A 14,258-nucleotide genomic window follows, 5' to 3' on the forward strand; every position below is an offset into this window, starting at 1 on the left:
ATCGATGGCCGCGACGCTTATCCTATCCTCTGCCCTGTGCTTTGCGCAGTCACAAACCACACCCAGCGATGCGCCTGCAGCAGAAACCTCGGCGGCTCCCGCGGTCGCCACGGATAAGCCTGAACTGCCGGACGCTCCGGAACCGAAGGACTCACAGGACTCCAAGGTGACGCCGCAGAACCAGCAGGTCGCGCCTTCAAAGCAGCAACCGAAGCGCATTCTGGGGATCATGCCCAACTACCGGGCCGTGAGCGCCGGGGCTCCTCGCACCGAACCGACAGCGAAACAGGCGTTCATGCTGGCGACCCGAAACAGCTTCGACTACTCGGCATTTCTCTTCAGCGGACTTACCTCGATGATCGCGAAAGGTGAAGATACTCACCCGCAACTCGGCAAGGGAGTCCCGGGATTCTGGCGTTATGCGTGGCGCGGCTATGTAGATAAGACAGACGGCAATTACCTTGTCCTGTTCGCCTTGCCTACGATCTTTCACCAGGACCCGCGCTTTTACACTAAGGGCAGCGGCAGCATCCCAAGCCGAACTTTGTACGCGCTGTCGACGATTGTGATTGCACCCACTTACAAGGGCAACAAGACGGTCAATGTGTCCGAACTGATGGGACGAGGGATCGCACAGGCAGTCTCGACCACCTACTACCCCGCGAAAGACAGGACGGTGGGAGAAGTAGCCAGCAAGTACGCCCTGGCACTCATGCGCGATGCGCTGACAAATACTTTTCGTGAATTTTGGCCAGATATCGCAACCCACGTACTTCACCGACATCCATAAAGACAGAATTTTAGGTGACCGGGATACGTCTCAGCACCAAGAAAATATATCAATTGATATAATTAAGTTGATCGATTGATTTTTATTTGTCGCCGGTTCTCCGGAACGTATTGGAGCAGAAGTGAAGATTCGAAACCTCTGGTTGGCTATGGCTTTGGTATTTGTCTTTGGGTCACTGGTCGAAGCTCAGGATCAGCCCACGCCTCAGGCGGCGAGCATGATTGGCACAGTTACGGACGTGAACAATGACCCAGTTCCCAGAGCCGCCGTCGTTGTGGATGGATTGAATTCGACTGACCGCCACATGCTACGGACTGACGACAGGGGTTTCTTTGAAGCTCACGATCTAAAGCCCGAGATTCCCTACCGGGTTCACGTTACGGCAGATGGTTTCGCTAAATGGGATTCGCCTGAGATCGTTCTTGCCGCTGGACAGTACAAGATTCTGACTGGAGCCAAACTGCGGATTGCGGAGGCGACCACGACGGTGGATGTGACCTACTCGCCGGAGGAGATCGCCACACAGCAAGTCGAGGTAGAGGAAGCACAGCGAGTGTTTGGAATCATTCCGAACTTCTACGTTGTGTATGAGCCCAATGCCGAGCCAATGACGACGAAGCTGAAGTTTCGGCTGGCGATGCGCGTGGCACGCGATCCCATTACGGTAGCCGGAATCGGATTTCTGGCGGGCGTCGAGCAGGCGGCAAATACGCCTGATTTCCAGCAGGGATTCAAGGGCTATGGCCAGCGATTTGGAGTGATTGCCGCCGACGGATTCTCGGACATTATGATCGGCGGCGCGATTCTGCCGTCGCTACTGCACCAGGACCCGCGCTACTTCTACCAGGGGCCGGGGAGCAAGCACCGCGCCATGAAGGCGATGATGCATCCGTTTGTCTGCAAGGGCGATAACGGAAAATGGCAGCCAAATTACTCCAGCATGGGCGGCGACCTGGCTTCGTCGGCGATCTCAAACCTGTACTATCCGGAGTCGAACCGAGGGGCTGGCCTGGTGCTTGGGAATTTTGCCATCAGCACGGCGGAGCGCGTGGCGAGCGCACTGGTTCAGGAATATGTGTTGCCGAGGTTCACATCGCGAGGAAAAGTGAAGTAAAAAAGGTGGCCGGAGTAAGCGGTCGTCACCGCCTTCCGGCCTAGGAGGAACTTTGGTAAACCCTGCTGTATTGCCTACGAGTTAGAGAATGCACCAGGATTTGCGGCTTGTGAAATCGGAAGTTTTTATCGCTGCTATAACGTATGGCGGCGCACAAAAGAGAGCTTGGTTTGCATGAGGTGAATGGACTTCATACAATGCTGTATGACCTCCCTCTTGGACAATCTGCATGATTAACTTCCCGGTTCCAGAGGCCCTGACCTTCGATGACGTGCTGCTGTTGCCAGCAAAGTCCGATGTGGTTCCGGCCGAAACCAACACACAGGTCCAGCTCACAAGCGATATTCGCCTGAATATTCCAATCATCAGCTCCGCCATGGACACGGTTACCGAGTCGCGCATGGCAATTGCATTGGCACAGCAGGGCGGATTGGGCATTGTGCATCGGAACCTGACGATCGAGCAGCAGGCGGGCGAGATTGACAAGGTAAAGCGCTCGGAAAGCGGAATGATCGTCGATCCGGTGACGATTGAGCCGGAACGCAATATCAGCGACGCACTGGAGTTGATGAAGCGCTACAGGATCAGCGGCGTCCCGGTAACGAAGGGCAAGAAGCTGGTTGGCATTCTTACGAACCGCGATTTGAGATTTGAAACGCGCACGGACATTCCCATCTCGCAAGTGATGACCAAAGACAACCTGATCACCGTGCCGGTGGGAACCACGCTGGAAGAAGCCGAATTCATACTGCATCAGCATCGCGTGGAAAAACTGCTGGTGGTCGATGAGCACTACGAGCTCAAGGGACTGATCACGGTAAAAGATATCCAGAAGAAGCTGAAGTATCCGGGTGCAGCCAAGGACAAGCAGGGACGCTTGCGTGTAGGCGCAGCGATTGGCGCCACGGGCGATTACCTGGAACGCGCGCAGGAGATGGTGAGACTGAAGTGCGATGTGCTGGCGATTGACAGCGCGCACGGGCACTCGACACGCGTGATGGAAGCCGTAAAGCGCATCAAGCACGCGCTGCCGGACGTGGCGCTGCTGGCAGGCAATGTCGCTACGTACGAAGGCACGAAAGAGTTGATCGAGTGCGGCGCAGACGGCGTGAAGGTCGGCATTGGGCCGGGATCGATCTGCACGACGCGCGTGGTAACCGGCGCGGGCGTTCCACAGATCACCGCTATCGCCGAAGCGGCGAGGGCGGCACGTGAAACCGGAGTTCCGGTGATCGCAGACGGCGGCATCAAGTACTCGGGCGATATTTCGAAGGCAATTGCGGCGGGAGCGAGCGTGGTTATGGTCGGCTCGTTGCTGGCGGGAACCGAAGAGAGCCCGGGCGAAACGATTCTGTACCAGGGTCGAACGTTTAAGGCATACCGCGGGATGGGTTCGCTGGGGGCAATGGCCCAGGGCTCGAGCGAGCGCTACTTCCAGAGTTTGGACGATCCGGGGCTTACCCATGGACGTCTCGACGCGGGCAGCGACGAGGGCAACCGCCTGGCGAAGCTGGTGCCGGAAGGCATTGAGGGACGCGTTCCATATCGTGGAACTGTGGCCATGATGATTCACCAGCTGGTGGGCGGACTGCGCAGCGGCATGGGATACGTAGGATGCAAGACAATTGAAGATATGCATCACAATGCACGGTTTATTCGCATCACCGGCGCTGGATTGAAGGAAAGCCACGTTCACGACGTGACGATCACGCGCGAAGCTCCGAATTACCGTGCAGAGTAGGCACGAGGCGGTAGCGATCGCATCTGATGAAGCAGACGAGCAGGGGCTTAGGTTTGGGCTCTTGCTCGTTCCGTCTAACGAACTGGGTAACTGCATCCGGTTTCTGCGAGGAAGATTGAAACACGCACGAGAACTCTTTTGGCATTACTGGGTGCCTTTGCTGGTAATGCTGACGCTGATCAAGATCGAGTCCACGGACGCCTTCTCGGGAGCGCACACAGGACACCAGTTGCAGGAGCTGCTTCTTGCGCTGGGGATTCACCTCGGAGCACGCCAGCTCGATCTGGTAAACCTGGTATTGCGCAAGTGCGGGCACGCCATTGGCTATGGCACGCTAGGCTTCTGCTGGATGATGCTGCTGCGAGGAACGTACTGGATGCAGCACGATTATGCAGGGTATATCAAGACGGCCGGCATCCAGGTGCGGAGGCTATGGTGGCGCGCCGAGTGGGCTGCGCTTGCGGTGTTGTTCACCTTTTGCGTTGCGGCTTCCGATGAACTGCACCAGATGAGCATTGCCAGCCGCACAGGAGCATGGCATGACGTGGTGCTCGATACCAGCGCCGCAGTAGTTGCCGTGAGCCTGGTGTGGGTTAAGGCAAACTGGATTTGCCAGAGCGCACCCTCAGCCTCGTGGAGTCGCGAAGAACAAGTCGCGGGAGATTAGCAGTTTTTCATGCACGATCAGCGGCGCTGGATATCTGCGCCGCTTTCTCGAAATAGGACTATCCTGATAGGAAAGCGACGCTGCTCAGTGATTGGCGAACTGAGCGCCTCAGGGTTCTCCTGACCCGCCCTCCAGATCTCCTCATCACTGAATCCGGCGACTGCGCTCTGGCACATGCGAAGAGCGCAAGCTGTGCGGCGCAACGCACCTTCAGAGGAGGAGTCATGGATACGAATCAGAAGGACGCGAATATAACGAACGACGTGCTCCACAACGAGAGCCACAGCAAGCTTTCGTCGGACGAAATTGCGAAAGCCGTGAAACGCCACAACCGCGAACACAAGGGCGATGCTCAGAAAGCCACGATGAAAGCCAAATCACCAAAACAGCGCTAGAGACCCCTAGGCGCTCTCCCGTGCTAAGCACTGCGGGAGGGCGCCAGAATCGCCCACCTCAAATTGTTATGGCCTGCCTACGTTGATCCACGCCCGGGTCTGATGATCACTGGTTCGTCCTATGGCGAAGGTGACGACGCCGAGCGGCGAGTTGTACAGCACTCCAATCGATCCACTTTGCGCGCTCTGCCATGATTGCGAGGGCTGGCGAAGGCCCGCTGCGTTGTACCAGAGTCCGAATTGCGGACGCTCTCCCCAAAACTTCATATTGCGAAATGGCGTGCGATAGGCAAGCGTTCCCGTGGCATGGGAAAGCGTGTGGAACTGCTGGAAACGGAAGGCCTGGAGATCTGTGGGGCCGCCGAGCGGGAAAAGATCGAAATAGTTCAGAGCGGTGCCGAAACTCGATGCCGCACTTACGGAAGCGGTCAGAGTGCCGAAGAACGCGGGCATGTGCTCGGCGAAGGAAAACTGGCCGAGAGGAACGGTGCGGCTTTCGGGCTGGCGATAGCGCGCGGCGATGCTGCCGGTAAAGACGGCGCCGCGGGTGGGGAGCGATGGATCGTTGAGAGTGTTCCAGTCAGCAGTGAGGTGAGGAGTGAGGAAGGCACCGTCGCGGGCAAGGCGAGCGCCCGCGAACTGCACGGCGGAGAACTGGTCGTATCCAGCTTCGAGGCCAAGGCGGAGGCGGAAGTGGCGGCGAATGTCGCGTCCGAAGTCGAATGCGGCAGAGTAGTGATCCTGCCAATGCGTGAAGTGCTGATCGCCCGCGTAGGTTGCGGTGTTCACGCGTTGGAGGTTGGCAGATGGAGACCAGAACCACGAACTGGCGGCGATGGGATGTTCGTACTGCGAGGCGATGAATGGGCTGTAGCCGATTGCAAACTGGACGCGGTAGCGAGCGCGATATTCATCGCGAGGCAGCAAAGTGGCAAATCCACGAAGCGCGCCGCGAGTGGGCTCACCGTTGGCGATGGCAAGATCGAGCGCGGGACGCACGAAGAGCTGGCTGCCGGAGCGGGGTTCGACCTCGGCGGTGAGTGCGGGTGAGTCGGAATTGGAAGCCTCGGCTGGCGAAAGGCGGTAGAAAGCTCCGGGAAGCGCGGCAGAGGCGACGAAGCTGGAAAGATCATCCTCGAGGCTGTCGAGCGATAGCGGCCCGCTGGATCGATTGAGGTTCGATTGCGCATAACGTTGGAGCGGCGGGTTGGTGGACTGCGCGACCAAGCGCGAGGCCTGCTGCGGAGCTTGTTTTATGCGGCTTTGGCGTTGCTGCTGGTAGGCGGCCCATTCGGCATCGCTTAGGCGCAGGGTTTCAAGGAAGCGCGCTTTTTGAGCGGCGGCCTGATACCCGCGCTCGATCAACTCGCGCGCGTGGCTGGGATCGGTGCCGCCGATTCCGGTGAGCGATGGTGCGAGCACAAGGTCGGCATTGCGAAGATTCTCGCGCTCGGTAACAGAGACAGCGACGGAGACGGCCTGCGTGAGCACGGCGGAGAGCGTTTGAAGCTGACGCGCCTGCGGCAGCGGTGTGGTGAAGTGCACGGCGATGACAACGTCGGCTCCCATGTCGCGAGCGACATCAGTGGGCAAGTTATCGACGAGACCTCCGTCAACGAGCACGTGCCCTTCCCACTCGACGGGGCTGAAGATGCCGGGTACGGCCATGGTGGCGCGCATGGCGCGAGCGAGATTGCCGCGACGAAGCACGAACTGCTCGCCGGTCTCAAGCTGAGTGGCGACGCAGCGGAATGGCGTGGGGAGTTTCGCGAAATCGTCTTCGCGCGAATAGGCAAGCACCTGTCGCGAGAGGAAGAGGTCGAGCGCATCGGCGGTGCTGATTCCAGATGGCAATGAAAGGCTGCGGCCGAGGCGCAAGGTGTAGCTGCCGGGATGACGGGCGCGATCCTGCTTGGGAACGATGGGCAGATCCTGATAGCGCGGCTGGGCTCGCAAAAGCTCTTGCCACCCGGCTTCGGCGAAGGATGACTCGATTTGCTGTGGGCTATGACCTGTTGCGTAGAGGCCTCCGACGATGCCGCCCATGCTGGTGCCGGCAATGGCATCGACCGGAATGTGATGCTCCTCGAAATAATGCAAGACACCGATATGCGCGAGTCCGAGAGAGCCCCCGCCGGAGAGGGCAAGAGCTACTCGCGGGCGCTTCGATGGTGAGGTCTGCGCTATGGACAGCGAGGCAAGCAGAAAGGTCGCGATGAGAAATGACGCGCGAAGGAATTTCATGGGAAGCGCTCGCCATTAGCATACCGCGAAGAGCAAGTAACGAGCGTATTACGCGATGCGCGCAGAACATTGCGGTCGCATGAAAGATACGAATAGGCGCTAGAATTCGTTTTTATGCAGTAAATATCTACACTTCCAGCACTGGGTCTGTGAAACTTTTCGACGCTCCGCGAGTCGTATGGGTATGGGTCCGAAATCAGTGATTCCATAGAGACCGACGACGCAAGGAAGGAGTACCTGGTAGATGTTGAAGTTTCCGTACATGGCTTCGGTGATTTTGCTTGGCGCAGGGATGGCGGTGGCACAATGCAGTACGGCGAGTCCGAAAGGCCAAAGCGAGAGCGCAAATGATCGCACACCCTCGGCGATCAATCCTCAAACAAACTCTCCTGATTCCATCGCAAGATTCAATCCGGTAACGGGTCAGAACGCCGACTCGCAGCGAAGCCCCAATGCAGTGCCGAAGACGGCTACTCACGAAGAAACCACGCCCTTGAATAGCGCAAGCGGCGTGAACACTACGGTCACGGAAGACCCGCATAACAGCAACTCCGCGGTGGTCAACAACGATGAAGAGTCGGATACGGTGATTGTCGTCTCTAGCGGCGCGGAATCGGGATCGCAGGAATAACTCACGAACATCTCAGAAAAGAAGAAGGGCACCGGACAGGTGCCCTTCTAAGTTCCGACTACTACGGACTACAACTGCATCTGTGCGAGAACCAGATTGTCTTCGAGATCCGGTGTGCTCAATTGGAATCCGAGCTTCTTGCACAGGCGCTGCATTTCCTTGTTTTCACCGAGCATGTTGGAGTGCACGGTGCGCAGACGCTGATCGCGAGCAACCTGAATCAAGCGGCGATAAAGCTCAGGTCCAAGGCCCTTGCGCTGGAACTCATCCTGCACCAGGGCAGCAAGTTCCGCTTCGGGGCGTCCGTGGATCTTGCTCATGCGTCCCACGGCGATGACTTCACAGCTTCCGTCGGCCTTCTTATGCTCGACGACGAGTGCCATCTCGCGATCGTAGTCGATGAAGCAGATGCGGGTCATGCGCTCGTGCGCCGTGCGCTGCGTGAGCTTTAAGGGCTGGAAGTAACGCAGGTACACGCTGCGTTCGCTCAGCTTCTTGTGGAACTCGACCATCAGCGGCTCGTCTTCGGGACGGATTGGACGGATCGTTACTTCTTCGCCGTCTTTCATCGTCCAGTTGGAAAGGTACTGCGTGGGATAGGGCTGAATGGCCGACTTCGGCAGCTTGTCGTCGGGCACATCCTTGTCAAACACCACGACACGAGCATCGAGGGCGAGCAAGCGCTCGGGGGAGGCCAGCACAGGATTGATGTCGATTTCCTTGATGCACGGATTCTCGATGACGAGATCGCTGAAGCGAACCATCAACTCCTCGAGTCCAGCGAGGTCCACAGGCTTGCGCCCGCGAACACCCTTCAGAGCCTTATAAATGCGAGTCTGCTCCATCATGCGGCGGGCAAGCGTGGTGTTGAGTGGCGGCAAGGCCAGCGAGCGATCTTCGAAGACCTCCACCAACTGTCCACCGGTGCCGAACAACAGCACGGGGCCAAACTGCGGATCGATGGACGAGCCGAGGATCAGTTCGTAGCCCTCCTGCTTGGCAAAGGGCTGCACGGTGACGCCCTGAAAGTGCCCTTCTCCGGCTTTGGCGGCGACATTGGTGCGAATCTGCGTGAAGGCCTTGCGCACACTGGCCGCGTCGGGAAGATTCAGGATGACACCGCCCACGTCCGTCTTGTGGGTGATGGTGAAGGAGTGCAGCTTGAGAACGACCGGGTAGCCGATCTTGTTGGCGGCCTGCTCGGCGGCTTCCTCTGTCTCTGCGATTTCGGTGGGCACGCTCGGAATGCCATAGGCTTCGAGCAGCTTCTTCGATTCGTACTCGGTCAGAATCGAACGGCCGCTTTCGCGTACGCCGTTGAGAATCTCGGAGGCACGCTGGCGGTCGGGCTGCTGCGAGGCCGAGTTGAGCGAAGGCGTTTCGTAAATGCCGCGCAGATTGTAGGCGTAACGCCACATGTAATTGAACGCGCGCACGGCGGTGTCGGGATAGTAGAAGCTCGGGATTCCGGCACGGTTGAGAATGTCTTCTCCATCCGCTACGGTTTCGCCGCCCATCCAGCTTGCAAGCACCGGCTTGCCGAGGCCCTTGGCATAGGGCTGAAGTTGCTCGGCAATCTGCGTGGGATTGGTCATTCCCTGAGGGGTCATGATGACCAGCATGCCGTCGATGTTCGGGTCCTTAGCAGCGATCTCAAGCGATTTGGCGTAACGCTCGGGTTCGGCATCGCCGAGGATGTCAACGGGGTTGGAGTGGCTCCACGCGGCGGGCAGGAAGGAGTTGAAGGCCGACATGCTCTCGGTCGAGAGCTCGGCGAGTTCGCCTCCGCCCTGGATGAGAGCGTCGGTAGAAAGCACGCCAGGGCCTCCGGCATTTGTAACGATGCAGAGGCGATTGCCCTTGGGACGCGGCTGCTTCGCCAGCACGTCGGTCATGTAGAAGATTTCAGAGATGGAGTTAACGCGCAGCACGCCAGCACGGCGGAAAGCAGCCTCAAGCACATCGTCGGAGCCGGTGAGCGATCCGGTGTGAGAAGCGGCAGCCTTGGCGGCGGCGGCCGTGCGACCAGCCTTGATCACGATGATGGGCTTGGTGAGCGAGACTTCGCGGGCGGCAGAGAGGAAAGAGCGCGCGTCACCGATGGATTCCATGTAGATGATGATCGAGTGCGTGCGCGGGTCATTGCCGAAGTAATCGATGAGATCGCCCCAGTTCACATCGAGCATGGAGCCGATGGAGACGAAGCCGCTGAATCCGACGTTTTCACGAATGGACCAGTCGAGAACCGCAGTACAGAGAGCGCCGCTCTGGCTGATGAAACCTACGCTGCCGGGACGCGCCATGGAGTTAGCAAAGGTGGCATTGAGGCCAAGTATTGGATTCATGACGCCGAGGCAGTTGGGACCGATGATGCGCATGCGGCCCTCAATAGCGTCCATGATCTGGTTCTCAAGCTGTACGCCGTGCTCTCCGGTTTCCTTGAAGCCTGCAGAGATGACGATGCCGCCGGGGACTCCCATGTCCACGCACTCTTTCAGCAGCGTCGGAACCCCGTCGGCAGGAGTGCACACAATCACCAGGTCCGGAACCTCAGGGAGCGCCTGCATGGAGGCGTAGGCACGGATGCCGAGAATGTTGCTGCGCTTGGGATTGACGGGATAAATGGTTCCACCAAAGGGGCTGCTGATCAGATTCCAGAGCACATTGCGACCCACCGAACCCGCTCTTTCACTGGCTCCCACAAGGGCCACGCTGGTCGGTTTGAAGATTGGGTCAAGAGGGTGACGGTCGGCTCTAAGGACATCATGGGCAGGGCTGACGTTGGAGACAGGGAGCTTACCTACGGGAGTCATGGGCAATACCTCTCACTGATTCACAAACTGGTTTTTAGCTTTTTGCTTGGTGTTGCTTTTGATTGGCTTCATCCTACAACGCAGCTTGCGCAATATCCACAAAGAGTTGTCTGACAAGCTGACAATTGCGTCCCATTTCTGCACGAAATCTGGTTCAACTAAGCCGTCCTCCTGAGTCTTTCGATTGTTCAAAACACCATCCGGCAGAAGCGGCATCCGAAAAGATAACCCAAATCTAGATTGAGGCTGACAGATATGTCGGAAATCAAAGCTCCGCGACGCCCGAACGCGGAAATCAAAGGGAATGGAATGAATGGTCACCAGGCAAGTTGGGCGAGACGAAGCAGCACGGTCGGCAGCATTCTCGCCGGCAGCGCGCTGGCCGTCTATGGCGCCACGCGAAAGAGCGCTGGAGGACTTGGATTAGCAGCAGCCGGGGGCTTTCTGGCGATTCGCGGTATTCGCCATGCGACCGCGCCGAAGAGCATACACGTCGAACGCAGTTTTACGATCAACCGCCCAGTTGAAGAGGTTTACAGCTTCTTCCGCAATTTTGAAAACCTGCCGAAATTCATGCAGCACCTGCGCGAAGTAAGAGTCACCAACGAACGTACTTCTCACTGGGTGGCTGAAGCTCCGCTGGGACTTGATACGGAGTGGGACGCAGAGATCATCGATGAAGAACCGAACCGTCACCTGATATGGCGATCGCTGCCGGGAGCCGTGATTCCCAATCGCGGGTCGGTGACATTCCGTCCGGCAAGCGAGTTCCACGGCGGCACCGAGATGACTTGCGTGCTGGAGTACGATCCGCCAGCAGGACGTGGCGGACAGCTCTTTGCCAAGCTCTTCGGGCGCGAACCGGAAATGCAGATACGCGAAGACCTGAGGCGCTTCAAGCAGTTGCTCGAAGCCGGTGAAATTCCCACCACGGATGGACAGCCGCATGGCAGGCGCACCGCTTTTGTACGCATGCTGGAAGCGGCAAACCAGCAACCGAAACATCGCGCAAAGCCGACGAAAGCAACCCAGGAACAACTGGTCAGCTAACGTGCACGGCTGTTGCTTATAAGGCGTTTTGAGTTCATCTCCTACGCACAGTAGGGCATCACGAAAGGAAGAGTTCTGATGAAAGCAGTTTGCTGGTTTGGCAAGCGGGACATGCGCGTCGAAAATGTACCCGACCCGAGAATTCTGAATCCGCGCGATTGCGTTGTGCGAATTACACGCACGGCGATCTGCGGCTCCGACCTGCATCTTTACAACGGATTCATTCCGACGATGGAGCAGGGCGACATTGTAGGGCATGAGTTCATGGGTGAGGTCGTCGAGATTGGCAGCGAAGTGAAGAAACTGAAAGTCGGCGACAAGGTCGTTGTTCCCTTCACTATCGCATGTGGGCAATGCTTCTTCTGCAAGCAGGGCATCTGGTCTGCGTGCGACAACACGAACCCTAACGCATGGATGCTCGAAGCGCAGTACGGACACAACGCTTCGGCACTCTTTGGCTACTCGCACCTGTATGGCGGGTATGCGGGAGGGCAGGCACAGTATGCGCGCGTGCCGTTCGCTGATGTGGGGCCCATCAAGGTTCCCGATGGAATGGATGACGAGAAGGTGCTGTTCCTCTCCGACATTTTCCCCACGGGCTATCAGGCGGCGGAACAATGCAACATCCAGCCGGGACAGGTGATCGCAATCTGGGGATGCGGGCCGGTGGGACTGTTCGCAATTCGCTCGGCGCAGTTGCTGGGCGCCGCGAGAGTGATTGCCATTGATCGCTTCCCTGACAGGCTGCGGCTGGCCGAGCAGGCGGGAGCCGAGACAATCGACTACTCGCAAACGGAAGACCTGATCGAACAACTGAAGGTGATGACCGGAGGCCGAGGTCCGGATGCGTGCATTGACGCTGTGGGGCTGGAAGCACATGGGCACTCGGTCGATTACTACATCGACTCGGCAAAACAAAAGATGATGCTGCAGTTCGAGCGCGCAAATGTGCTGCGGCAGTGCATCCAGGCGTGCCGCCCGGGTGGAACGGTTTCGGTACCGGGCGTGTATGCGAGCTTCATCGACAAGTTCCCGTTTGGCGCAGCGTTTGGCAAAGGGCTGACGATGCGCATGGGACAGACGAACATGATGCGCTATATGCAACCGCTGCTGGAGCGAGTGGAGAAGGGCGAAATCGATCCGAGCTTTTTGATTACGCATCGCGTGGCTCTGGAAGATGTGCCGCAGATGTATAAGACCTTCGTCAACAAAGAGGATCACTGCGTGAAGGTGGTCATCGATCCCTGGGCGCAACGAGCGGCATAGCAGAAAAAACGCCCCTGCTGAATATGTCAGGGGCGTTTTGCGCTTCAACACACACTCGCTGACCAGACATCCTGCGAGTGATAGGGAGCACGGCAGGATGTGACCGGATTTCACTACACATGGTCCCGAGTGCTAATCAAGCGATTGAACAACTCTGCTTTTGCTAGCACAATGTTGGCATGCGAAAAAGCGTAGGTGTGTTCTCTCTACTGATCCTCCTGTTGAACCTGTTTGCAATGGCGAAGAGCTCCGGGCCGGTTCCGGTGAAGGTCAAACGCGTCGATGACGGCTGGGTACTGTTGCGCGATGGCAAGCCTTACTACATCTATGGGGCGGGCGGCAGCGGCAGTCTCGAACTGGCGGCGCAACTGGGCGCGAATTCGATCCGGACGTGGGGCGTGCCAAGCCTTGCGCATGGAGACCTGCTGGCAAAGACGCAAAAGCTGAACCTGACGATTGCCGCAGGAATCGGGCTGGGACACGAACGGCACGGTTTCAGCTATGCGGATGCAGCACAGGTGAAAAAGCAGTACGACGAAGCAATCGCCGCAGTCGAGAAATACAAGAACGAGCCATCGATTCTGGTATGGGGCATTGGGAATGAGATGGAAGCGGACGGATCGAATGTCGCGATCTGGAAAGCGATCAACGATATCGCCCGCGAGATTCATCGCCGCGATCCCAACCATCCCACGATGACCGTTATTGCGGGGATTGGGCGCGATGGGTACAAGCTGAAGCAGTTTATGACCTACTGTCCGGACGTGGATATTCTGGGCATCAACACCTATGGCGGAATCGCGACGCTGGTGGACGAGGTAAAGGCAAAAAAGCTCGATCGTCCGTACATTGTGACCGAATTCGGACCGGTTGGGTGGTGGGAGCGCCCGAAAACCTCCTGGGGAGCGCCGCTGGAAAACACCAGCACGGAGAAATCAGAGACGTATCAGAAAGGGTACGAGCACTCGATCAAGGGCGCGGGAAATCTGGCGTTTGGCAGCTACGCGTTCATCTGGGGACACAAGCAGGAGCGCACCCATACATGGTTTGGGTTGCTGATTCCGGACGGCAAGGGCGGAGTGGAAAAGACCGCTGCGGTGGACGCACTGAGCTACGAGTGGACCGGCAAGTGGCCCGCAAACCGCGCACCGGAGATTTCGCCGATCGAGTCGGCGATCAACCAGAAGGAAGTGGCTCCGGGCTCGGAGTGGACGGCGACGGTTGCGGCCAAGGACTCCGATGGCGATACGCTGACCTACGACTGGGAAGTGCGGGAGGAAACGCACGACGCTCGCGAGGGAGGCGATGCGGAGGCCGTGCCGCCAACACATCCTGAGGCTATCGTGAAGGCCAGCGGGGCGAGTTTGAGTTTCCGGGCGCCGAAGCAGACGGGAGCGTATCGACTGTTCCTGACGGTTCACGATGGACACGGAAGTGCCGCTACGGCGAATGTTCCGTTCTTTGTGAAGGCGGACTGACGAATCAAGCGTGAAGACGGACTAACAACTAAAAGGGGCACTCCGATGCGGGTGCCCCTTTTCCATTCT

Annotated in this window: 11 protein-coding genes; 9 read left to right on the forward strand and 2 right to left on the reverse strand. The window is 58.0% G+C overall.

Annotated features, from left to right (window positions below; all coding sequences use genetic code 11):
* Positions 1 to 4 precede the first annotated feature (4 nt).
* From AC6IY8_RS12345 to AC6IY8_RS12365, 5 genes are all read left to right on the forward strand, one after another.
* On the forward strand, positions 5 to 790 hold the full coding sequence (locus tag AC6IY8_RS12345) for a hypothetical protein (RefSeq protein ID WP_497774792.1): 786 nt from the start codon (positions 5 to 7) through the stop codon (positions 788 to 790).
* 121 nt (positions 791 to 911) lie between these two features.
* On the forward strand, positions 912 to 1,904 hold the full coding sequence (locus AC6IY8_RS12350) for a carboxypeptidase-like regulatory domain-containing protein (protein WP_497774793.1): 993 nt from the start codon (positions 912 to 914) through the stop codon (positions 1,902 to 1,904).
* Between the two features lie 229 nt (positions 1,905 to 2,133).
* Positions 2,134 to 3,645 carry an IMP dehydrogenase gene (guaB, locus tag AC6IY8_RS12355; RefSeq protein WP_497774794.1) on the forward strand — a complete coding sequence of 504 codons (1,512 nt, stop codon included), beginning with the start codon at positions 2,134 to 2,136 and terminating at the stop codon, positions 3,643 to 3,645.
* A gap of 115 nt (positions 3,646 to 3,760) precedes the next feature.
* Positions 3,761 to 4,312: a VanZ family protein gene (locus tag AC6IY8_RS12360; RefSeq protein WP_497774795.1), complete on the forward strand. Its 552-nt coding sequence runs from the start codon at positions 3,761 to 3,763 to the stop codon at positions 4,310 to 4,312.
* A 224-nt stretch (positions 4,313 to 4,536) separates the two neighbouring features.
* Positions 4,537 to 4,707: a hypothetical protein gene (locus AC6IY8_RS12365; RefSeq protein ID WP_497774796.1), complete on the forward strand. Its 171-nt coding sequence runs from the start codon at positions 4,537 to 4,539 to the stop codon at positions 4,705 to 4,707.
* Positions 4,708 to 4,773: 66 nt separating this feature from the next.
* On the opposite strand, the gene AC6IY8_RS12370 is transcribed toward AC6IY8_RS12365, so the two are convergent.
* On the reverse strand, positions 4,774 to 6,951 hold the full coding sequence (locus tag AC6IY8_RS12370; protein ID WP_497774797.1) for a patatin-like phospholipase family protein: 2,178 nt from the start codon (positions 6,949 to 6,951) through the stop codon (positions 4,774 to 4,776).
* A gap of 244 nt (positions 6,952 to 7,195) precedes the next feature.
* Here AC6IY8_RS12370 and AC6IY8_RS12375 point away from each other — a divergent pair, with 244 nt between their 5' ends.
* On the forward strand, positions 7,196 to 7,582 hold the full coding sequence (locus AC6IY8_RS12375; RefSeq protein WP_497774798.1) for a hypothetical protein: 387 nt from the start codon (positions 7,196 to 7,198) through the stop codon (positions 7,580 to 7,582).
* Positions 7,583 to 7,650: 68 nt separating this feature from the next.
* On the opposite strand, the gene AC6IY8_RS12380 is transcribed toward AC6IY8_RS12375, so the two are convergent.
* Positions 7,651 to 10,395 (reverse strand): bifunctional acetate--CoA ligase family protein/GNAT family N-acetyltransferase, encoded by a 2,745-nt coding sequence (locus tag AC6IY8_RS12380; RefSeq protein ID WP_497774799.1) that lies wholly within the window; start codon positions 10,393 to 10,395, stop codon positions 7,651 to 7,653.
* 255 nt (positions 10,396 to 10,650) lie between these two features.
* Here AC6IY8_RS12380 and AC6IY8_RS12385 point away from each other — a divergent pair, with 255 nt between their 5' ends.
* The 3 genes from AC6IY8_RS12385 (at position 10,651) to AC6IY8_RS12395 (ending at position 14,189) form a co-directional block, all read left to right on the forward strand.
* Positions 10,651 to 11,445 (forward strand): SRPBCC family protein, encoded by a 795-nt coding sequence (locus AC6IY8_RS12385; protein WP_497774800.1) that lies wholly within the window; start codon positions 10,651 to 10,653, stop codon positions 11,443 to 11,445.
* 78 nt (positions 11,446 to 11,523) lie between these two features.
* Positions 11,524 to 12,711: a zinc-dependent alcohol dehydrogenase gene (locus tag AC6IY8_RS12390; RefSeq protein WP_497774801.1), complete on the forward strand. Its 1,188-nt coding sequence runs from the start codon at positions 11,524 to 11,526 to the stop codon at positions 12,709 to 12,711.
* A gap of 179 nt (positions 12,712 to 12,890) precedes the next feature.
* Positions 12,891 to 14,189, forward strand: a complete 1,299-nt coding sequence (locus tag AC6IY8_RS12395; protein ID WP_497774802.1) for a glycoside hydrolase family 2 TIM barrel-domain containing protein — start codon at positions 12,891 to 12,893, stop codon at positions 14,187 to 14,189.
* The last annotated feature ends 69 nt before the right edge of the window (positions 14,190 to 14,258 follow it).

The organism is Koromonas soli (genome assembly GCF_059726265.1).